The sequence below is a fragment of the Photobacterium sp. GB-56 genome, from assembly GCF_003026105.1.
In the GTDB taxonomy this organism is placed as follows: Bacteria; Pseudomonadota; Gammaproteobacteria; order Enterobacterales; family Vibrionaceae; genus Photobacterium.
The window spans coordinates 110,723-132,102 of sequence record NZ_PYNW01000008.1 but is presented as its reverse complement, the minus strand read 5'-3'; the positions used below and the strand labels follow the sequence as shown (position 1 = coordinate 132,102).

The 21,380-nt window shown below is 38.1% G+C and carries 19 protein-coding genes; 7 read left to right on the top strand and 12 right to left on the bottom strand.

The genetic code is table 11. The features are described 5' to 3' along the window. Positions 1 to 113 precede the first annotated feature (113 nt). The gene (locus C9J42_RS12875; RefSeq protein ID WP_105061909.1) at positions 114 to 620 is read right to left on the bottom strand and encodes a lactoylglutathione lyase family protein; all 507 of its coding nucleotides are present in this window, start codon (positions 618 to 620) and stop codon (positions 114 to 116) included. A 99-nt stretch (positions 621 to 719) separates the two neighbouring features. Here C9J42_RS12875 and C9J42_RS12870 point away from each other — a divergent pair, with 99 nt between their 5' ends. The 5 genes from C9J42_RS12870 (at position 720) to dtpA (C9J42_RS12850) (ending at position 6,641) form a co-directional block, all read left to right on the top strand. After that, the gene (locus C9J42_RS12870) at positions 720 to 1,595 is read left to right on the top strand and encodes a LysR family transcriptional regulator (RefSeq protein ID WP_107287749.1); all 876 of its coding nucleotides are present in this window, start codon (positions 720 to 722) and stop codon (positions 1,593 to 1,595) included. 55 nt (positions 1,596 to 1,650) lie between these two features. Next, positions 1,651 to 2,064 carry an NUDIX domain-containing protein gene (locus C9J42_RS12865; RefSeq protein WP_107290748.1) on the top strand — a complete coding sequence of 138 codons (414 nt, stop codon included), beginning with the start codon at positions 1,651 to 1,653 and terminating at the stop codon, positions 2,062 to 2,064. Positions 2,065 to 2,636: 572 nt separating this feature from the next. Then, positions 2,637 to 4,115, top strand: coding sequence for a dipeptide/tripeptide permease DtpA (dtpA, locus tag C9J42_RS12860; protein WP_107208335.1), 1,479 nt, complete (start codon positions 2,637 to 2,639; stop codon positions 4,113 to 4,115). Positions 4,116 to 4,304: 189 nt separating this feature from the next. Beyond that, positions 4,305 to 4,598 carry a SemiSWEET transporter gene (locus C9J42_RS12855; RefSeq protein ID WP_107208334.1) on the top strand — a complete coding sequence of 98 codons (294 nt, stop codon included), beginning with the start codon at positions 4,305 to 4,307 and terminating at the stop codon, positions 4,596 to 4,598. Between the two features lie 552 nt (positions 4,599 to 5,150). Continuing rightward, positions 5,151 to 6,641, top strand: a complete 1,491-nt coding sequence (dtpA, locus tag C9J42_RS12850) for a dipeptide/tripeptide permease DtpA (RefSeq protein ID WP_107287748.1) — start codon at positions 5,151 to 5,153, stop codon at positions 6,639 to 6,641. Positions 6,642 to 6,709: 68 nt separating this feature from the next. On the opposite strand, the gene C9J42_RS12845 is transcribed toward dtpA (C9J42_RS12850), so the two are convergent. Further along, the gene (locus C9J42_RS12845) at positions 6,710 to 7,966 is read right to left on the bottom strand and encodes an adenylosuccinate synthase (RefSeq protein ID WP_005364252.1); all 1,257 of its coding nucleotides are present in this window, start codon (positions 7,964 to 7,966) and stop codon (positions 6,710 to 6,712) included. Between the two features lie 179 nt (positions 7,967 to 8,145). Between C9J42_RS12845 and C9J42_RS12840 the strand changes: the two genes are divergently transcribed. Further along, entirely contained in the window at positions 8,146 to 9,051 is a 906-nt protein-coding gene (locus C9J42_RS12840) for a LysR family transcriptional regulator (RefSeq protein ID WP_107208332.1), read from the top strand. 103 nt (positions 9,052 to 9,154) lie between these two features. Here the strand turns inward: C9J42_RS12840 and C9J42_RS12835 are convergent, their stop codons facing one another. The 6 genes from C9J42_RS12835 to C9J42_RS12810 form a co-directional block, all read right to left on the bottom strand. Further along, the gene (locus C9J42_RS12835; RefSeq protein ID WP_107208331.1) at positions 9,155 to 9,619 is read right to left on the bottom strand and encodes a copper resistance protein NlpE; all 465 of its coding nucleotides are present in this window, start codon (positions 9,617 to 9,619) and stop codon (positions 9,155 to 9,157) included. A gap of 82 nt (positions 9,620 to 9,701) precedes the next feature. Further along, the gene (locus C9J42_RS12830) at positions 9,702 to 10,007 is read right to left on the bottom strand and encodes a hypothetical protein (RefSeq protein ID WP_107208330.1); all 306 of its coding nucleotides are present in this window, start codon (positions 10,005 to 10,007) and stop codon (positions 9,702 to 9,704) included. Between the two features lie 90 nt (positions 10,008 to 10,097). Further along, positions 10,098 to 10,886, bottom strand: coding sequence for a hypothetical protein (locus C9J42_RS12825; protein ID WP_107208329.1), 789 nt, complete (start codon positions 10,884 to 10,886; stop codon positions 10,098 to 10,100). Positions 10,887 to 11,883: 997 nt separating this feature from the next. Continuing rightward, a complete protein-coding gene (locus tag C9J42_RS12820; RefSeq protein ID WP_107206979.1) occupies positions 11,884 to 12,222 on the bottom strand; it encodes a hypothetical protein in 339 nt (112 codons plus the stop codon). Positions 12,223 to 12,449: 227 nt separating this feature from the next. Then, the gene (locus tag C9J42_RS12815) at positions 12,450 to 14,360 is read right to left on the bottom strand and encodes an alkaline phosphatase D family protein (protein WP_107302055.1); all 1,911 of its coding nucleotides are present in this window, start codon (positions 14,358 to 14,360) and stop codon (positions 12,450 to 12,452) included. A gap of 80 nt (positions 14,361 to 14,440) precedes the next feature. Further along, positions 14,441 to 15,319 carry a LysR family transcriptional regulator gene (locus C9J42_RS12810; protein ID WP_107206981.1) on the bottom strand — a complete coding sequence of 293 codons (879 nt, stop codon included), beginning with the start codon at positions 15,317 to 15,319 and terminating at the stop codon, positions 14,441 to 14,443. A 119-nt stretch (positions 15,320 to 15,438) separates the two neighbouring features. Here C9J42_RS12810 and C9J42_RS12805 point away from each other — a divergent pair, with 119 nt between their 5' ends. After that, on the top strand, positions 15,439 to 16,815 hold the full coding sequence (locus C9J42_RS12805; protein ID WP_107302054.1) for an MATE family efflux transporter: 1,377 nt from the start codon (positions 15,439 to 15,441) through the stop codon (positions 16,813 to 16,815). A gap of 98 nt (positions 16,816 to 16,913) precedes the next feature. Here the strand turns inward: C9J42_RS12805 and C9J42_RS12800 are convergent, their stop codons facing one another. From C9J42_RS12800 to C9J42_RS12785, 4 genes are all read right to left on the bottom strand, one after another. Further along, positions 16,914 to 17,573 carry an alpha/beta hydrolase gene (locus C9J42_RS12800; RefSeq protein WP_107259805.1) on the bottom strand — a complete coding sequence of 220 codons (660 nt, stop codon included), beginning with the start codon at positions 17,571 to 17,573 and terminating at the stop codon, positions 16,914 to 16,916. A 38-nt stretch (positions 17,574 to 17,611) separates the two neighbouring features. Then, positions 17,612 to 18,889: an ABC transporter substrate-binding protein gene (locus C9J42_RS12795; RefSeq protein WP_370445021.1), complete on the bottom strand. Its 1,278-nt coding sequence runs from the start codon at positions 18,887 to 18,889 to the stop codon at positions 17,612 to 17,614. A 19-nt stretch (positions 18,890 to 18,908) separates the two neighbouring features. Then, complete coding sequence (locus tag C9J42_RS12790) at positions 18,909 to 20,354, bottom strand: ATP-binding protein (RefSeq protein WP_107302053.1); 1,446 nt, start codon at positions 20,352 to 20,354, stop codon at positions 18,909 to 18,911. 84 nt (positions 20,355 to 20,438) lie between these two features. Beyond that, on the bottom strand, positions 20,439 to 21,170 hold the full coding sequence (locus C9J42_RS12785; RefSeq protein WP_107206985.1) for a response regulator: 732 nt from the start codon (positions 21,168 to 21,170) through the stop codon (positions 20,439 to 20,441). Between the last annotated feature and the right edge of the window lie 210 nt (positions 21,171 to 21,380).

The following is a 21,380-nucleotide window of genomic DNA, read 5'->3' as shown; positions in this document are numbered from 1 at the left end:
AAATACTGAAATATACAAAATCCGACTCATTTACCTTTCCTCAAAGAAAATGTAAAGCCGGATTTTGGTTATAACAACACCGTATTATTTACAACAAAGCTAACACTTAACGCTTATTTATATGCACCAGCACTGTAGTGTAATTCATAGCTATGAGAGTAAATTTCAATGATGTTACCAAATGGGTCTTCCATGTAAATCATACGGTATGGCTTCTCACCAGGGTAATAAAAACGTGGTGCTTTCATACGTTTTTTACCGCCAGCTGCAACGATCTTTTCTGCAAGCTCTTCAACATTAGGATCTTGAACACTAAAGTGGAATACCCCTGTCTTCCAATACTCGAAGTTATCTTCAGGATTGGTTTGGTTTTTAAACTCAAACAGTTCGATACCAATACGATCACCGGTTGATAAATGTGCAATACGAAAACGCTCCCAGTTACTACCAAAAACATCTGTGCACATTTCACCAATCGCGGAATCATCTTCAATAATTTCTGTTGGTTCCATGATCACATACCACCCCAGAACTTCGGTGTAAAACTTAACCGCAGCATCAAGGTCAGGTACTGAAATACCAATATGAGAAAAGCTACGTGGGTAAGTCTGATTTGTCATGGTTTGTTCTCTTCATCGTTATTGTTGATGTGAGTAGATTACAAATCACATGTTATTAAGTAAAATTATCATTCATAATAAAAATGAGTACGTTTTGTAATGATTAATCCCATTTGGTTACGTAGCTTTTGTACTTTGGTAGAAACTGGACATTTTACTCATACCGCTGAAAAGCTTTATATGACGCAATCCGGTGTCAGCCAACATATAAAGAAATTAGAGCAATATTTAGAGCAACCTCTGCTCACTCGCCACGGAAAAAAATTCACGTTGACTCACGCTGGTGAACGCTTGTACAACGAAGCTAACCAAATTGTATTGTCGCTTACAGATTTAGATAAAAGGATCAGTATTGATCCTCGTTATGAAGGCATGGTACGCATTGCTTCTCCTGGTAGCATTGGTTTGAAGCTCTACCCTCATTTGCTGGCTTTTCAACAACAACATCCTGAATTAGTTATTGATTATCGCTTTGCACCTAACCATGAAATAGAAACCTTACTAGCAGAGCAGCGTATCGATATTGGCTTTATGACACGCCTTTCAAATAAAGCCGATATAACCCTGAATGCCATGGGTAAAGAAGCGCTTTTGCTGGTTACGCCAGCCTCTATTTCATCGCCAAGTTGGGACAAGCTTACTGAGTTAGGTTTTATTGATCACCCTGATGGGGTTTATCATGCAAGCCAGTTACTCAGTGTTAATTACCCTGAGTTTAAGCATATTAACCAATTTAAGCGGTCAGGATTTTCTAACCAAATTAACCTTATTTTAGAACCTGTAAAACGAGGACTAGGATTTACTATTTTACCTCGTTACGCTGTGGATGCCTTTCAAGATAAAGCGCATGTAAATATCCATTTATTTAACAATGAAGTCAGCGAGAATATATACTTAGGCACTCACGCCAACCGATTTATTCCTAACCGCGTTGCAGCTGTGATAGAAGAAGTAATGACCTGTCTAAGTGCTTAAAGTATAAGAATGAAAAATGGCGCAACGTTTTTACAGCAAATTATTGAGTAAATAAATGAGTAAAGTAATTGATAAGCTCGCTTGGGTTTTAATTCAAGACGGTAAATTTTTAGTAGTAAGATCTCAAGGTAAAGCGCTGTTTTACCTTCCTGGTGGTAAACGTGAAGCCGGTGAAAGTGACATTGAAGCACTAACCCGTGAAATCAAAGAAGAACTGTCCGTTGATCTTATACCAAACAGTATTAAGTACATGGAAACATTTACGGCTCAGGCCGATGGTAAGGCAGAAGGCATCTCAGTAAAACTGACGTGTTACTTTGCTGATTATTCTGGGGATCTTATACCTGCAGCTGAAATCGAAGAACAAAGATTCATTGATAGTACCGATGAAAGCCTGTGTTCTACCGCTGCATTAGCGGTATTAAAGTGGCTAGAAAAAACCTCACTGATTGCAGGAACACTTACCTAACAGATAAATATAGGTGTCGTTCAATCGGCACCTATCAAGAGTGTTAGACAAGCCCGAGCATCTTTGCAAGTAAATATCTTAGGTAATTCCTATCCATTGTTAGTTAATCATTATCGTTAATTCGTAATCGTAAATCGCTCTGCTATTATTTTAAATCCATATTCAACCTATTAACATCCTTCTTTACATCCCTCGTTAAAACGTATAACTATATTTAATAATTACCCACTTTATTTGCATATATAGCTAATATACAATCGTTCACACATGCTAGCCTTTATATTTTTCGCCATTTATTTACTGATATTTGGCAGCCACTCGAATTTTTTAACTCTTTTTTATTACTGTATTTCAATAATAAGATTGCAGCCAAAAAACTAACGCAAGCCACTGTTTTAACTACACATTAAAACTAGTGGCAATTAAATACAACCAACCAAAATTAACAACTTATATTTAGGTAATTGCTGATGACGGATAATACTAGTACTTTTTCAAATAGGTGTCTTTTTCTAACACTGAATAGCTAAAAATACAGAAAATAAAATAATTATAAAATTTAAGGGTACGCAATGTCCGAAGTAAATATATTTAAACAACCAAAACCTTTCTATTTAATATTTTCAATTGAATTTTGGGAACGCTTTGGCTTTTATGGTATGCAAGCGATTTTAACTGTGTATATGGTTAAAATTCTTGGTATGTCGGAATCTGCGTCATTTACTTTATTTGGTGCCTTTTCAGCACTGGTGTATGGATCTGTCGCGATTGGCGGCTGGGTGGGTGATAAAGTATTAGGAACCAAGCGTACCATCACACTGGGTGCCATTATTCTTACTGCGGGTTATGTTTTTCTTGGGCTTTCAGCCAGCCATGAAAATAGCAGTCCTATGCTGATTTACATGGCGATGGGCTTTATTACTATGGGGAATGGTTTATTTAAAGCGAACCCTTCAAGTTTATTAGCCAAAGTTTATGGCGAGAATGATCCCCGTTTAGACGGTGCCTTTACCTTGTATTATATGGCGATAAATTTAGGCTCTTTTTTCTCAATGCTATTAACACCTTGGATTGCAGAAAAATTTGGCTATGATTTGGCGTTTTCCGTCAGTGCTATCGGCTTGGTGATCACGATTGTGAATTTTATAATCAGTCACTCTACCGTGAAAAACGTTGGTTCAAAACCTGATATGAAGCCTGTTAATGTTGTGCATTATATTAGTGTATTAGTCGGTGCAATTGTGCTGAGCTTCGTCAGTGCTTTTTTGCTACAACATTTATTCTACGCACACGCTATTTTGGTGGTAGTGGGAATCACTATTGTTGCGTTGTATTTCAAAGAAGCATTAAAAACATCTGGTATTGAACGCGCTAAAATGTTGGTGGCATTTTTATTAATGTTACAGGGCATTGTTTTCTTTGTACTGTATTTCCAAATGCCAACCTCGCTTAATTTCTTTGCTATCCATAATATCTCTCATGATCTGTTTGGTATTAGTGTTGCGCCAGAACAATTTCAAGCGCTGAATCCACTATGGATCATGATTGCTAGCCCTGTTCTTGCCATTATTTATAATAAGTTTGGTGATCGTTTCTCTATGCCGTTCAAATTTGCACTCGGCATGGTGCTATGTAGCTTTTCTTTCTTAGTACTGACTTTTGGTTCGCACTTTGCCAATAGCCAAAGTGTTATCAGCTCTAACTGGTTAGTGTTATCTTACTTCTTCCAATCTATTGGTGAGCTGCTAGTATCTGGTCTTGGATTAGCGATGGTCGCTCAGCTTGTTCCTCAACGTATGATGGGATTTGCGATGGGTATGTGGTTCTTAACATCAGCAACGGCTGCGGTTCTTGCTGGCTGGGTAGCAACACTAACAACAGATTCAAGCAAGATTGTGGATCCACAACAAACATTAGCCATTTATAGCCATGTCTTTGGGGTGATTGGCTATGTTACTGCCGCGATTGCTCTACTTACCCTAATTATTGCGCCAAAACTAACACGCGTGATCTACGCTAAAGAGACAACAGAAGAAACTGCTGCAGCATAATATTTTCTAGCGATTTCTTTTAACGAAAATTTGAACAATGTACCCAAGCAGCTTCAAACAATAGGTTTTGATAATACGATAGGCCTTGTAGTTTGAAATTACTTGGGTATATTTTTAGCATTTTATCAGCAATATAGCTAAACTTTTAAAAATATTATTTATTATTAGTTGTTTAGGAGTTTAATTCATATGTCGCTGTTGGAGAGTTTAGGGAAGAAACTTGAACCGCTCATGTTGTTTATGGGGTTAGTAAGCCCAATTGCAACATTGCCTCAGTTATATAAGCTTTTTATATCCCATCCCAATCATGCCCATGGTTTATCGTTAACCACCTGGTCTATGTATGCGCTTATTTCTTTGCTCTGGTTTATTTATGGTCTCTACCATAAAAACCCGACAATTTGGGTTGGTAATTTTTTAGGATTTCTCGCTTACTTTGCCATGATGGTAGGCATAGTAATGAAGGCAGGTATCACCTTCTAGGTATTCATAAAAATGAAAGAATGGAATATCTTCCCTTCTTTTCATTAGTTTAAAGAAAATGGGCGAGTTGATAATTAACACGCTCATTTATTGTGATAACAAAGGCCATCTCAATATTGCATATTAGCTACTTCGCTATCATTAATTCGTAAATCACTCTGCTTTTTTAAAACCTATATAAACCTATTACCTCCCCCCCTCTTACGCATCGCTCCCAATATAAAACAAAGTTTTATATTTATTCATTTTTGGTGCGATTTTAAGTAATACACAACCTATTAAACACTGTGTAATTGATATTTTTCAGTCACTCGATATTTATAACTTTTTTCTCTATTATATTTTAACAATAAAAAAGTTGACCATTATAAATGTAACCTATTGTTTTTATGTTATAAATAAAAAACATAAAGCCATTAATTGCAATCAACCAAAAATAATAACTTATATTTACCCAATTGCTGATGACTATTCAAAATAGTAGCTTCGTCAAGAATGCAACCTTATCACAACAAAGATACAAAAAAACAACAATGCAAACTAAGGAATGTAATGTCTGACGTTAATATATTTAAACAACCAAAACCCTTCTATTTGATATTCTCCATCGAATTTTGGGAACGCTTTGGCTTTTATGGAATGAATGCAATTTTGACTGTTTATATGGTCAAAATTCTTAATATGCCAGAGTCTGCTTCCTTTACATTATTTGGTGCCTTTACAGCATTGATATATGGTTCAGTAGCGCTTGGCGGTTGGGTTGGTGATAAAGTTTTAGGAACCAAACGTACAATTACGCTTGGTGCAATCGTCCTGACAATAGGTTATGCATTACTTGGTCTTTCAGCGAGTCACGGTAATGGTAGCCCATCTATGATTTATATCGCGATGGGTTTCATTGCTATGGGTAATGGTTTATTTAAAGCTAACCCTTCAAGCTTACTGGCGAAAGTATACGGTGAAAATGACCCTCGCTTAGATGGTGCTTTTACCATGTATTACATGGCGATTAACTTAGGCTCGTTCTTTTCAATGCTTTTAACACCATGGATTGCTGACAAATTCGGTTATAACTTTGCGTTTTCAGTGAGTGCTATTGGTTTAATCATTACCATTGCAAACTTTATTGTGAGCAAAAAAACCGTTCAAGATGTTGGCTCCCCAGCTGATATGAAACCCATGAATAGCTTTTACTTTTTATGTGTTGTTATTGGTACAGTCGCTTTAAGCTTTGTGAGTTCATTCTTGCTTCAGCATTTATTTTACGCACATGCCATTCTAGTCGTTGCAGGTATTGCTATTGTTTCACTGTACTTTAAAGAAGCTTTTTCAACATCAGGCAACGAACGAGCAAAAATGCTCGTTGCTTTTGTACTTATGCTTCAGGGAGTTGTGTTCTTCGTACTTTACTTCCAGATGCCGACATCATTGAACTTCTTCGCCATTCACAATGTTGAACATAACATCTTCGGAATATCCGTTGCTCCAGAACAATTCCAAGCACTAAACCCAATGTGGATTATGCTTGCAAGCCCACTATTAGCGATTCTTTACAATAAGCTAGGCGAACGCTTTTCAATGCCGTTCAAATTTGCATTCGGTATGGTGCTATGTAGCCTTGCTTTCTTAGTCCTTCCAGTAGGTGCTAAGTTTGCAAATAGCCAAAGCATTATTAATTCTGGTTGGTTAGTGGTCTCTTACCTATTCCAGTCTATTGGTGAATTATTGGTATCAGGTCTAGGTTTAGCCATGGTGGCACAGCTTGTACCACAACGTATGATGGGCTTTGCTATGGGAATGTGGTTCTTAACCTCTGCAACAGCGGCTGTTATCGGTGGCTGGGTAGCATCATTAACAGCAGTACCGAGTAATATTGATGACCCACATCAGACACTTATCATATATAGCAAAGTGTTTAATGAAATTGGTGTTGGTACAGCCGCAATAGCTCTGATTACATTACTTATTGCGCCTAAATTAACGCGTATTATTTATGCAAAAGATACAACAGAAAAAAACAGTAACAGCGGCGGCTTAGAATAACAAATACAACAGCGGTCGTGTTAATAATTAACACGACCGCTGTTTTTATTTTTTACTTTGAACGTATATTAGCGAAGGATCATTTGATCACGCTCAGGACCAACAGAGACCATTTTAACTGGCACGCCCATTAGCTCTTCAATACGAAGTACGTACTCTTGTGCACCTTTAGGTAGCGATTCAAATGTACGACAACCTGTAATATCTTCTTCCCAACCAGTCATTTGCTCGTATACAGCCGTTAGTGATGCAGTTTGAGGCCAAATTGGGTTTTCAGTATGCTCACCGTTGTAAGCCACACAGATTTTCAGATCTTTCATACCTGTTAAGCAGTCGATCTTAGTTAGTGCAATTTCAGTTGCTGCTTGTAGTTCAACACCGTTACGAGTAGCCACTGCATCGAAGTAACCCATATCACGTGGGCGACCGGTTGTTGCACCGAATTCTTTTGCATCTTCACGGAATTGATCTTGATCTTCCATTGCAGTGATCAACGTACCCGTACCTACTGAAGAGCTGAATGCTTTTGCTACTGCAATAACACGCTCAGGATGAAGAGCAGGTAAACCACTACCAATACCAGCGTAAGCTGCAGTTACGTTAGAAGATGTTGTCCATGGGTATTCACCGTAAACTAAGTCACGACCCGCACCCAGTTGTGCTTCAAACAACAACGTTTTGTCTTCTTTTTGTAGTGCTTTAAGTGGCTCTGTTACGTTACAAATACTGTCACGCCAAGGTTGAGAAACCTCTAATAGCCACTCTGTCATTTCTTCTGCTGTTTGGGTGAATTCAAAAGATGGGTATAGCGCTTTAAGTTGAGGAAGTTTCCAATCCATCATGAATTGAATACGTTCACGTAACACTGCAGGTTGTTTTAACCAACCAACAAGAATACCTTTTTTCATTACACGATCGCCGTATGCAGGAGCGATACCTTGACGTGTTGAACCGTAAGCACCATCACCTAGACGTTGTTCTTCTAAGGTATCTTCCAGTGCGTGAAGCGGTAGACATAATGTTGCACGATCTGAGATGCAAAGTTTCACTTCAACACCTGATGTTGCTACTTCTTCGATTTCTAAAGACAGTTTTTCAGGGCTGATCACCATGCCAGGGCCTAACACAGCAATACAATCAGGATTAAATACGCCGCTAGGTAATTGGTGCAATTTGAACGTACCAAAATCGTTAACAACAGTGTGACCTGCGTTATTACCACCTTGGAAACGGATACTTGCTGAAGCTTGGTCTGCTAAATAATCAACAATACGACCTTTACCTTCATCACCCCAGTTAGCACCAACAACAACAATAGACGACATAATTTAAATCTCCTCAAAAGCAATGACACCTATCCTATGCTCATCTAGTCAATAAGAATAATTAATAATCGTTATTAACTTGATAAGAATATCATATATGGAGTATGGTTAATCTTCTCTACTCAATATGTTATGTATGATAATAAATATCATCTACTGCTTAGGAAATCATTGCGAATATGATTGATATCCACTGGCTCAATACCTTTGTCGCTTTGGCAAAGCACCAGCACTTTGGTAAAACTGCAGCTGCGCTACATATGACGCAACCTAATGTAAGCCTTCATCTCAAGCAATTAGAACAAACCACGCGGGTTAAGTTAATTGAGCGTAACCCTTTTCGTTTAACTCAAGCCGGTGAACGTCTGTTACAAAGTGCAGAAAATACTTTAATGGAACTGCAAATTTGTCAGGCCGATCTGAACGCTATCAATGAGCTTAATCGCGGTACTTTAACCATAGCAGCCAGTGATATTATTTCTCGTTTGTTATTAATTAGCCCTTTTCAGTCTTTCAAGAAAGAATATCCGGGGATTGATCTGTCTCTTTTTAATACCACTTCATCTCAAGCAACCGAGTTAGTCAAAAGCGCGAAAGCGGATCTTGGGTTCGTTATTGCACAGAAAGAGAGTCAACCACTGCATTTTACTGAATTACGACAAGTTAAATGGTGCGCATTAGGTAATGGCTTATCACGCTGGCAGGCATTGTCGGCTAACCCTTCACAAATTATCCCAGCCGAACCTCTCGCAGCAGAAGAACCCACCTTGATTTTGCTCGGCCACGATACCCGAACCCGTGAATTAATTGATATGGCATTGCCTTTATTAAAATTAAAAAAATACCATGTAATGGAAGTAGGCAGTGTAGATGCGCAGATTGATTGGGCGGAAGCGGGATTTGGTGTCGCAATAGTACCGAGTTTTTCTTTACATTCAAAACCACACTTACAAACACAAATAACACCACTGCCTGATTTCCCGACAACCAGTTTGGGATATATCGTGCGTCAAAACCAAGTGCTTTCACGAGCGATTAAGCAACTCTTACGCTGGGTAGATGATGAAATCCAACGCTCTCAGTAATACTCGCGATCTTCATCGCATATCCTAGCACTAGATATAAATTAAGCCCTGTGATCAGGGCTTAATATATATGCTAACAACAAAGTGTTCCGAGCATAATGGGTTATTTGTGATCTTGTTTTTTTAATGTATACGCATCAGCAAGATCACCTTGGACACGCTTACCATCTTTATCTAAATGGAAGATACGTTGTTCACCCACGAAATACTGAGCTGTTTGACCACCACCTAAATTCAAGGTGATCGTATCGCCTTTATCATTCCAGTCAAACTTACCTTCTGTAGTTAAAGGTTTGGTTTCTTTATCTTGATAAGTTTGATCTAAAATGTAAGTGCCATTGTCTTTTAGCGTTAAGCTTGTTTCAATTCCAGAACAATCAGCACAAGGCTCAATACCTGTATACTCCCCCATCCAATCAAGTGAGTTCTTCGCATTATCAGCAGCCTGTGATAATTCTGTAATTTGATCATTCGCCGCAGATGCCGTTGGTGACGTTTTATCTGAAGCTTGATCACAACCCACAAGTACTAAACCAAGAAGGGCTGTAGCTAAAAGTGTTTTTTTCATCTTAATCTCCTTGAAATAACACAAAATATTATGGATATGTACACGTCATAAAACAGAACACCATAATAAACTATGTTATCAATTACTCAGCAGTTGCATCCTTAACTGCGTCTTTCATATTGTCCGCAGCTTTGCCTGCATCATCTGCCATCTCTTTTGTGGCATCAACTGCTTTATCTGCAACATCATTCGCCGCTTTTGCTGTATCGTCAGCCGCTTGCTTTGTGGCATCAACAGCATCATTGGCAACTGCTTTGGTTGAATCAATCACTTGTGTTGCGGTATCTGATGCCTTGTTTTGCATATCTGTCGCGGTTTTATCTGTGCTTTGGTCGCAGCCAACAAGTGCTAAACCGAGAATTGCAGCAACTAATAATGTTTTTTTCATCTTAATCTCCTTAGAAAAAACAAGATACCTTGAAACTCGCAACTGAGAGTTTCACGGTATCTTGCTATAATATTCGAAATTTTAGGACGCTTAATTTAGTAAATCTGATGCTTTTTTCTCTAAATCATCAGCAGCATTTTCTGTTTTATCAACAGCAGAATCGGTCATTTCAGCGGCTTTTTTTTGCGCAGCTTGAGCTGAATCATCGACAGACTTCATTGCATCATTTGCGGCATTTTTTACGTTATCTTCTGTCACTGCTGTTTTATCCACTGCAGCATCTTTCATTTCTGTCGCTGAATGTTTCATTTCATCCATTGAATGATCCGCGGAATCTTCAGCTTTATTGACCGCATCAGACGCTTCAGTTGCTTTTTCTTTTGTCACATCTATTAACGCTTTTGAATCATCAGCAACAGTATCTTTTACTTCTGATACTGAACTATTCATTTCTGCAACTGCCGCAGACGTCTTTTCATCGGCTGATGAATTTGTTAAAGAGGTTTTCAATTCAGATGCTTTTTCTTTCATAGAATCAACAGAATCATCAACAACTTGCTTTGATTTATTAACCATGTCAGTTGTTTTCTCTTTTACAGCATCTGTCATCTCCGACGCTTTTGTAACCGCTGAATCACTTAATTCAGCCGCTTTATCAACCATTTTGTTGGTTTGATCTTTGACTACGTCAGCAGCATCGGACACCGTATTTTTAGTTGCATCTAACGCCGTACCTGATTGTTCCGTCACTTTATCTTTCATTTCAACGGTTGAATGTTGGGCAGCAGATGTACTATCTGTAGCTGTATTTTGTTTTGCCTGATCACAACCAACTAAAAATAAACCTGCAATAGTCATCGCGATAATTGTTTTTTTCATACAAACCCCTGTAACGAATACTGTTTTAATATGACCCTGACAGTATCTATCTACTAGATAAACCTATGTCTTAATGACGTCATTTCCAAGTCAATAATAGGTCAATTTATTACTTTTAGGTATTAAATCTCTTTTAATTCAAGATGGAAAATATGAAAAATGGAAAATAATATAACATTATTTTCCATTCTTTTTCTAAGAGGTAGAATTTCTCATTAATTGAAATATTCAATATATTAATAACAACCATGTCAATTTTGAATACATTTATTATTCTATACTTTTCACAACCCTTATATAATAATCACCCATTGCCTAAGAAAAACTGCCCATTAAAAATAAACAGAAAAGACAAATAATATTTCAAGACCTAAACAATGTAATGAGAAGCTATTATTTATCAAAAAAATTCTAAATTTAATAGTGTGTTTTTTCTATCCGTTAGTGCATACCCTATTGCGGAAATAACGACGATTAAGGCAGATGCGATCCAAAAACTATGATGAATATATTAATCAAAAAATGAACCTAATTCACGGATAAACATACATGTAAAAAAGCGGAGACGAGCACAGAAACACAGCGGTGATATCAGCTAACACACCCGATATAAGCGTAGCAAAATGCGTTAACCAACAATAATAATTGTTCTATATATTCAGTTTCTGATTGCCCAGGAATCTTATTCTTAAGTACTAACACATCAAAACGTATAATCCATATCGGTTGTGATACTAATAGTAATAATGAAAAAGTTGTAGTACCTTAAAAGTAATTAACCTGTACTGCGAACATTTCCACACCATCTTTTATTAACTAATTAACATATTCCTTTTTATATGTTTTGATATCCATCATTCAGGTGCATAATATGTAAGTAATAACTATGTTTTAATTTTATAAGCTATGATAATGAGTAAAAGACTTTACCTTTGAGAATAGAATGAATAGAGATTAATTTTCCAATGTAAATAAATAGTTATTACTTTATTTAATATTAATAAGTATTAATATCACAACCACATGAAATAAGCTCATATTCTGTAGGTCCGAATAACTTACATTCTTTTTTAAACAGTATAACATCAGAACCAACCGGACAAAAAACACTCGACTTGATAGGAACATTCACTGCTTTTTCACTGTCTTCTGGTATAACTTTTAAAACTAATTCTCGTTCTTCAGTTTCAAACTTTGAGAACGTTTCTGTTACTTCACCAGCAACAGAATCAATGTCATAAGTCTTTTCAGCAACGAAAAAAAGAGCCCCAGCCAAACCTGCAAAAGATAAAAACAAAAAGGCAACAAATACCTTTTCATTGTATAACTGGCTCATCAATCGTTTTCTCAAAATACGTAACCCTATAACAAACTCTCTTTGAGCAATGCCTTACAATTTAGCATTTTAGGCCCCTCAAATTAAGCTATTTTATGTCTAGAATCTTATAAAAAATGAAAACAAATGAATAAACACTCAAAAATAATCAGCATCAGTACTTTAACCCATTGTTATAACAAGGATAAAAAATAATGACACCCAGTTAACACAGTTTGACATAACCCTTACTTTTTTACTGGGAAATGGATAGTTTCACCTTCAGCAGTTAAAATTTCTATCACTTTAGGCGTACCATCTGATGCAAGATATAACTCTCCTATTGCACTTCGATTCACCAATCTGTGCGCGCCTGTAATATCAGGATCACGCTTTTCAATCAGCAATTTCTTACGCTTGGTAAACCAGTTTAACGGGGAATGAGGACTATATAATGCTCTATCCATTGCATCACAAAAGCGTAATAACCGATTAGGGAATTCATTTTTTAAACCACTACACGTGATCTGATAAATATGAAATTTACCTTTGTGGTTACGAAGCGTTATGTCATAAGCAAAAGAATAATGAACATCACCAGATAAAATAATAAATTGAGTCGGTGTTTTGGTATGGGTAAAAATACTCAATAGCGTATTGGCAGAGCCCGGATGCGCCATCCAGTTTTCTGCATCAACAAGCAACGGTTGCCCTATCCATGTCATCATTCGTTGCAATGTTTCAATAAACTTTACACCGAACATTGGTGCGGCAGAGACAATAATCACCGCTGGTTCATGTAATAATTCCTGCTGAAACTCAATCATGGCTTCCCAATCCATTAACCCTGATGGACGGTTATCATTCGATTCTGAACGCCAACGTCGAGTACGCGTATCTAATACCACCATTTTAGGTGTGGTTGAAATGGTATAGTGCCACTGCTCAAACTGATTTAACCGCGCAATAAATGCATCTTGTGTTTGATTACAGGGCTCAGCAAAGTAGCGCTTGGCGTCATCAAGGAACGGCTGTTCAAATTTCTCGGGAGCATTGCCCCACGCCTGACATAGCCAGTAACTCATGAGTGCATTACCAATAATTCGGCGTGAAAATAAGTTATTAAACGCTGCAGTTTCCCAGCGACGATTAAGCATATAATCATCCGTCACATCATGATCATCGAAAATCATATACGTCGGAATATGTGCAAACAAACGCTGAACTTGCGGTAGACCTTGAACAAAATCATCCATAATATGGCTTTCTTGATGCCATTGTTGCTGCCATTTAGCCGCAATTTGGACCCCACCACAGGTGAAATTCTGTTTCTCGAACCGTTTACGATCAACCCAATCCCACAATGTTGGTGACCATACCAGCAAATACATCGCAAAATATTCACTAAAACTGATCAGATGATTTTCACATTCTCGCGAGCTAAAGATAGGCACAACACGATCAGGCAATAATTTACCTAACCATGTTTGAGTATCAATATACGTTGGTAATAATTTATCTCGTCCATATAAATGATAAGGACTCTGATACAAGGCTTCTGTATCTGCAATGCTAGTCTGTTCAAACGTTTCAGAAGGTAAACCTAGCAATTGGATCACTTGTTCAATCGCATCAAGTGTTGGACCTGCAACATGATCTGCGTAAATTTGATCACCACTCATCATTAATAAACTTGGGCGTTCAAGAATGGGTTGCTCAGCCACTTTACTATCTGCTACCACTAAGCTGTCTTTGCTTGGATAATGAGGGTTACGACAAGAACCATGTAACACATAATCGGCTCTAGTGTTGATCACTATGTTGATCATGGATTCATTATCGTAGGTTAATGACGGAATTAAATCGGTTAAAAGCCCTTGCTGGGTATCAAGCTGGTAAGCAAGTGGAGTATTAACTGCAAATTCACCTTCAAACTGTGCGAGTACAACCCATGCATGTTTACCAATTTGAATTTGATGTTCATCTGCAATAATGGCTTGGTAGCAAGGATTATCATCACCTTGTTGATATAAGTAAAAAGTAGCATCCAATCGTTCCGTGGTCACAAACCATAGTACTAATTGCGTTGCTGTCGCTTTCCGTAAAATAGGACCGGCAATAATAAGTGGTAAGGATGATGCTGGTGCTTCTTTAGACATTTACTTCTCAACTCGCGCGTAATAATTCAGTGTCATTCACTGCGATACCATCAAAACAACAATAGATAATCAAACTTAATCTATTGAGTAAACATTTTCTTTAGTTCTTGCTGAATCCATTTTATAACGGGCCCTGTCGCTCGATCACGGCGTTTAACAACACCCATTTCAATCCATTGCGAAGCGGGAATATTTTCCATCGACAGTTTTACAACCCCTTCGGAGAAAAAGTCATATGTAAAAACATGATCAGGCACAAATGCCCAGCCCATATTTCTCAATACAAACGAGGTGATTGAATAGTAGCTGTCAATTTGCCAATAATTTGCGGATAACGCTTCACTGTGGTGGCGTCCACTTCGATCGCAAATTAATAGTTGACGGTGCTGGCTTAATTGCTGCACTGTGGGTGCTGAAATTTGTGCTAATGAATGATTTTTCCCCACAATTAATGATGAATTAAATTCACAAATTGGTGTAAATTCTAAACTACTCGGCAAAGTTTTACTGAAAAATAATATGCCAATATCCGCCATTTTTTCATCTACACGGCTTGCTATATCATCTTTCGAGCCATTAATAATGGTTAATTTCACCAATGGAAATGTCTCAGAAATACGTTGAAAGAAATCTTCAAAAGCGGTTAATGGTGATGCTTCATCCATTGCGATGGTCAGGGTAACTTCTTCACCTTGCGTTAACGTCAATGCCCGAGATTGTAACCGTTCACATTGGGCTAATACGACCTTTGCTTCTTCATACATTTGCTGACCTTCAGGGGTCAGGATTGGTAATCTGGCACTTCGATCGAATAATTCAAACCCTAAATCTGCTTCTAAGTTACTAATTGCAGTACTGATCCGTGACTGTGCTTTTCCTAACCGCCGAGCGGCTGCCGAAAAAGAGCCTTGTTGTACTGAAATAACAAAAGCATTGAGTTGATCTAATGTCCAATCCATAAATCAATCCATCCGATAATCAGATATATAATATCTTTGAGCAATCTAACATACGGATATAATACAGCGATTCCCACCAACTGAATAGCCTGTGGGTAGACCATTTTATGAGAATATTTATGCACAGTAATGAACCGATGTCGCCGTCGAGCAATATATCTAAAAACTTTTGGCGTTATACCATCCCTTCTATTGCAGCAATGATGGTTAATGGACTCTATCAAATTGTTGATGGGATCTTTGTCGGCCACTACGTTGGCTACCAAGGCTTAGCCGCAATTAATATGGCATGGCCGATAACATTTGTATTATCAGGCTTAGGCTTGATGATTGGTATTGGCAGCGGGACGCTAATTTCAATCGCCCGCGGTGAACAAAATGAGCTTAATGCTCAGCGCGCTTTTAATACCGGTTTGATCCTAACTTTTATTATTAGCTGTCTTTCATTTGCTGCGTTTACATTGTTTGGCGACTATTTTTTACAACTTCAAGGGGCGCAACAAAACATTAAGCACCTTGCTTTAGACTATGTTTCTACTTTTGGTAATGCAGCCTTTATTACTGTATTGGCAGGCGCAATGCCAATGTTGATCCGAAATGATGAAAGCCCAAAAATCGCAACCATGTTATTAGTAATAGGTGCACTGACTAACATTCTTCTTGATTATGTATTTTTAGGATTAATGGGTTGGGAATTGAAAGGTGCTGCCATTGCGACTTTGATCGCACAAGGTATTACCTGTTTTGGTGGCTTGATTTATTTTCGCTCTCAATACTCAACTTTAAAACTAAAAATTTCACTGCCTGATTTTTCATTATCAGAAAGTAAAAAGATCATGGTGTTAGGCTTATCAGCACTGATCATGTACCTCTATGGTAGTTTTGTTGTCGCACTACACAATTATCAATTCATGATATATGGCACAGAATTAACCGTTGGCGCTTTTGCTATTGTCGGTTACATGATGACGATGTACTACTTGGTAGCAGAAGGTATTGGTGAAGGTTTGCAACCGCCAGTAAGTTACTACTTCGGTGCGAAACAACCGCAAAATATCCGAAAAACGTTAATATTAGCCATGAAAACAACGGTGATTGCAGGTATCGCTTGGTTCTTGTTACTGACAAGCTTCCCATCAACTTTGATCAGTTTGTTTAACAGCAGCAACAGCGCGCTGACATTAGAGGCGACCCAAGGTATTCGTTTACATCTGTTTGCAATATTTTTAGATGGCTTTATTGTCTTGGCAACAATGTACTTTATGTCGGTGAATCAAGCGTCAAAAGCATTAGTGATCTCAATTAGTAACATGCTAATACAACTACCGTTTTTGTATTTCTTACCAAAATTACTTGGCGTTGTTGGTGTATGGTTAACCATGCCAATATCCACTATAGTATTGAGCTGTATTGTTGCGGTTATTGTTTGGCGTGATATCAATAAACGTTGTAAGCCGCTTGATTCACTAGAAAATCAAGCTCCCCTGATCGATTAATAAGTAAAGCAATCGGCAATAAAAACGCATCAGATCGGTAACCGCTCTGATGCGTTTTATTTTTCACTACAAATCTTTAAATCCATTTAAGGTCAGATTTAAGACAGTGTTTGTTTTATCCATGCTGAAATATCCTCAATTTGAGGCATGCAAACCTGATGCTCCATGGGGTATGTACGCCAGTGCGGTTTAAATCCCGCCTTAATGACATCATCTCGTGCCATTTCACCTAATTTAGGAATAACAACGGGATCATAAGAGCCATGCATAATTTCAATCGGCATATTACGATTCACATCGCTATATTGAATGACCTCTGCAGTTGGGAAATAAGTTGATAGCACCAATATTCCCGCTAATGGCTTGGAGTAGCTTAATCCTGCTTGATAAACTACCGCACCGCCTTGTGAAAATCCCGCAAGAATAATACGTTCAGAAGGAATGCCACGACTAATTTCACGTTCGACAAGATCTATTACCTTTTGAGCAGATTCCATCAGTTGTGCTTCATTAATTTTACGATATGTATCTAATGAAATAATGTCATACCATGCTGGCATTAAGGCATTACCATTAATGGTGACATTCAGCGTCGGTGAGTGAGGAAATATAAAACGTATTGGCGATGTTTCTTCCAACTGTAAATGCGGTAACAAAGCCTCAAAATCATGGCCATTAGAGCCTAAACCATGTAACCAAATAACACTGGCTGTCGCGGGCACATTGGGTTCTATTTCAACACTCGCTAAATAATCCATTTTCCTATCCTTATTCTTTTCCAAATACAGACACGCAGTTACATTGCTGATTTTACTGCGCGAGATAAGCGAACAGCTGCCATTTTAGGATCCGCGCTTGGATCATCAAAGAAACGGCTTACAACATCAATGATTGCACTTTGAACATCACTGGATGTCGCTAAATTATGCGAAAAACTGGGGACAAGCGCATTGTTTTTTGCTGCAACCTTAAATGCTTTCATTGAGGCTAATGAACAAGAGTCAAATCCCTTTAACGATACATCCTGACGGATCGGGATCGAACCTTTATATAAACTAAAAGCTCGTTGAAATGGCTTGGTTAATAGTATTTGCGCTAAATCTTGTTGTGCTATTTCATATTCTTCATTACTTTTTAATTTGAAAAAAGTAATAGTATCAAGATTATAAGAAAACATACCTTGTGTTCCCGGTACAGGTACGCATAAATAATCCTTACCTGCAATTTTGTGTTCGCTAGTGAACTCGCCTTTTGCCCAATCTCCCATTATTTGCATTGCGGCTTTGTCATGCATGAGCATTTCGGTGGCTTGGTTCCAACGACGCCCTTTTGCATTTGGATCTATATACTGTCGCATCTTTTTGAACTGACGGAACACCTCAACCATCTTATCACTACTAAGCTCAGTTAAATCTAAATCAACAAACGCTTTCGTATAATCTCTTGCGCCAAGTACGCTTAACGCCACCGCTTCGAACAAAGTCGCATCTTGCCAAGACTCGCCACCATGAGCTAATGGGATATAACCTGCCGCTTTGATTTTGTCAGCCGCCACATAAAATTCAGCTAAGGTTGTGGGTACTTTTGCGCCTGCAAGTTTAAATATATGTGGATTGATCCATAGCCAATTGACACGATGTAAAGTTACTGGTGCTGCCACATAATGACCGTCATATTTTATCAACTGAAGATCATTAACGATTTGCTGCACTTCAGGTAATAACACGTTATCCCAATGATCTTGTTCTGCAACTTTATCAAGTGATGTTAGAAAGCCTAAACGTCCCCACTCTTGAATATCTTGCCCTTTTAACTGTGCCGCGGTGGGTGGATTCCCCGAGATTGCCCGCATTTTTAGGACGGTCATCGCACTTTGGCCACCACCACCTGCAATGGCAAAATCTTTCCAGTGATGCCCTTTCGTTTCCATTTTCTCTTTTAAAACTTGAATCGCTTTAGATTCGCCTTTTGACGTCCACCAATGCAATACTTCAACAGTCCCTTCTGCAAAAGCTGGCTGACAAACAAGCAGTAATAAGGCGCAGAGACGCCATTGCTTGATATTCATTTTCATCTTATATCCGACAATAACATTAAGCATTTTTTAATAACCGAGGAAGTACAACAGCCACTAACAACCCACCTTTAATACTGTTTTTGATCGTTAACTGACCACCATGAGCTCGTACGATATTGCGTGAAATTCCCATCCCAAGCCCATGCCCCGTATTGTCAGTCGCTAAGCGAACATAGGGTTCAAATACCGTTTTTAGCTTTGTATCAGGGATCCCTTGTCCCTTATCACTAATGGTGATGATCAGTTTATCTGGACTATCAATGACATTTATCGTCACGCTGTGTCCATATTTCACACCATTATCGATTAAGTTACTTAAACAACGTTTTAAAGCTAACGGTTTTGCCATAATCGGCAAAATAGGGTGTTGAGGTAAACGAACTTTGGTGTCTTTATGATTATGATGTTCAGCAATACTATTTAATAAAAGTTCGACATCAATGGTCACCAAATTCTCATGTAAATCGGTATCTTTTACACACTGTAGCGCCCCTTTCACCATGATTTCGAGTTCATCGAGATCGTGATTAAATTTATCAATTTTTTCATCATCATCGATCAATTCTGCACGTAACCGTAAGCGAGTAATCGGCGTTTTTAAATCATGTGATATAGAGGAAAATAGCTGTTCACGATCTTCAATATATTTTCTTAAACGCAACTGCATTCGATTAAATGCTTGCGTTGCCATCACTAATTCACTCGCCCCTTGCTCTTTTAATGGCGGCTGGTAAATATCAAGACTTAACGCGTTAGCAGCATCCGCCAATTGTTTTAATGGTCGTGTTTGTCGTCTTACCATGATGTAAGTAAACAGCAGTAATAAAACGGTACTAAAGGTTAGGAATATTATTTGCTGACGCGTAATAATCTCATCTTTTAGCATCATATAAGGGGCAGGCAATAACGCTGCAATATATAACCACTGACCTTTATCAAGCTCTATTTGCACCACTAAAATAGGGGGATTAAGTGGCTCTAAACTTAGCGTATTATGTACCCAAGAACGCGGTAGATCTGACAGCAAAATATCATTTTTTAATACATGCAGCGTTTCTGGTCGTGAAAACTCAACCTGAATATTACTAAGGGTAGGTAATTTTTCATGTAGCACCGTTTTAAAAACTGACACTGCCATTTCTTTTTGTTCAGTATTTTTAATTGGCTTAATATTGATTTCTTGATCATTAAACGATACAAAAAACCGTGTCCCGCCCATATTGCGCAACTGCTCTAATACAATATGGCGATATTCTAGCGGCAATGATTGAAAGAAATTCACTGTCGATGCAAACATGGTTGCCATGCTCGCAGATGTTGATTGCAACCCCTCTAAATCTCGTTTTTTTGATTGGGTGTACCAAATGCCTGTTGCGATCACTTGAGCAAGAAAGACGGCCAACAAAGTTAACCATAAAGTACGTGAAACCAATGATTTAGGCCACAATGATTTCCATTTCATAATTCAATATCTACCTATCTCAAGATATTAAAAAAGTGTGGCTATCACCACACTTAATATTATTTCTCTATAATGTGGCTAACTTTACACATGGTCGTTATAACGAACATCGGCAGTAAATATATAACCGTTACCACGACTGGTTTTAATTAAACGCTGAGTACGACCTTTGTCGCCTAAACGGTTACGTAAACGACTTAATGCGACATCAATACCACGCTCTGACGGTTGTGCATCTCTTCCTCGAGTCGCACATGAAATAGTATCGCGATCTAAAATTTGATTCGGTCTCGATAGAAATAGCATCAACAATGAATAATCACCACTTGTTAACTCAAACGCTTCATTATTAAGTACATTCACTAAACGATGTGCTGTGGTATCTAAACGCCAATTAGAAAAACTAATAAATTTTGCACTAGGGTTAGAATGTTGGTTATCTGACACTTTGCTACGACGTAATATCGCTTTAATACGAGCTAACAGCTGTCTAGGACTAAAGGGTTTGGCGATATAGTCATCGGCTCCAATTTCAAGTCCTATGATTTGATCCATCTCTTCAGAAACAGCCGTCAACATAATAATAGGGACATCTGACTTTTTGCGAATATGCTGACATAAGGTAAACCCATCATCACCAGGCATCATGATATCGAGAAGAATCAAATCTGGATATCCACCAGCAAGGCAACGTTTCATTTCCTCGCCTTCCGCGGCAGTTTGGACTTCAAAACCGTTCTTGGTTAAGTACTCCTCCAGTAGTTCACGGATTTCTTTATCATCATCAACGACGAGGATTTGTTTAGAGATACTCATGTCTTTTGCTCACCATACGACATTAGACTATTTCTCGCTTTTAATCAGCGAATGCATTGAGAAATAGAGCGAATATAGGCTATTTACTATTTCGTGTATTTGACCACTATTTAAAAAAAATGTCAGCAATTTGCGCTATCCATGACGCATTATCGGTACCTTGTTAACATATTTAATACCTTACAACGAAAAAACCAGTGGTAATTACTA